Genomic DNA, 681 nt, shown 5'->3' with positions numbered 1-681 from the left:
CGGGCACCAGGTGGCGCCAAAATCCACCAGCACCACCGGGGCGCTGTTTACGGCTTTGTAGAAATCATCCACACTCATCTGCTGCGCATCACCGGCTCCTTCCAGTGGTTTGCCGGCTGCTCGCCAGGCATTGGTTCCTCCACGCAATTCGTACACGTTTTCGTAACCCATCTTCCGCAGGCGGGCTGCCGCTGCAGCGCTTCTGCCGCCAGAGAGGCAGTATACAAACAGGGGTTTATGCTTATCAATAAAGGCGATCCTGCGCTGGAATTCGTTCGGGTCGGTCCAGTCGGCCAGCAGGGCGTTTTTGATATGACCAGAAAGATATTCATCCTGCGTTCGTACGTCGAGTACCTGTGCGTTGGGTGTGGAGTTCAGTTGTTTTTCAAATTCTTCAGCGTTCAGGCTTGTCTTGGGTTGCGCCAGGCAGGAGGATAACAATACAGAAAGAAACAGGGTTTTCAGCAGGCGTGAAAGATAAAGCATATTGGTTGATAGTTGATAGTTGATAGTTGATAGTTGATAGTTGATAGTTGATAGGACTGGATTAGCCAGGCAAGGTACTTCAAAATCACATCTATGATTTTACCGGTTGCACGAACCATGCTCTCTGGAACATAACCCATGAACCCTCCACCTTCCTCACAGGCATCCCAGTCTTCCGCCATCCACCGGCAGGTT

At 51.2% G+C, this 681-nt stretch carries 1 protein-coding gene; it reads right to left on the bottom strand.

The genetic code is table 11. The features are described from left to right. The coding region (locus JNK74_29040; GenBank protein MBL7650227.1) for a thioredoxin at nucleotides 1-486 on the bottom strand (486 nt) is incomplete at its 3' end. Between the last annotated feature and the right edge of the window lie 195 nt (nucleotides 487-681).

This window comes from Candidatus Hydrogenedentota bacterium, from assembly GCA_016791475.1.
Classification (GTDB): Bacteria; Hydrogenedentota; Hydrogenedentia; order Hydrogenedentales; family JAEUWI01; genus JAEUWI01.
The sequence above is the reverse complement of the archived record's forward strand: the minus strand, read 5'-3'. Positions and strand labels throughout refer to the sequence as shown.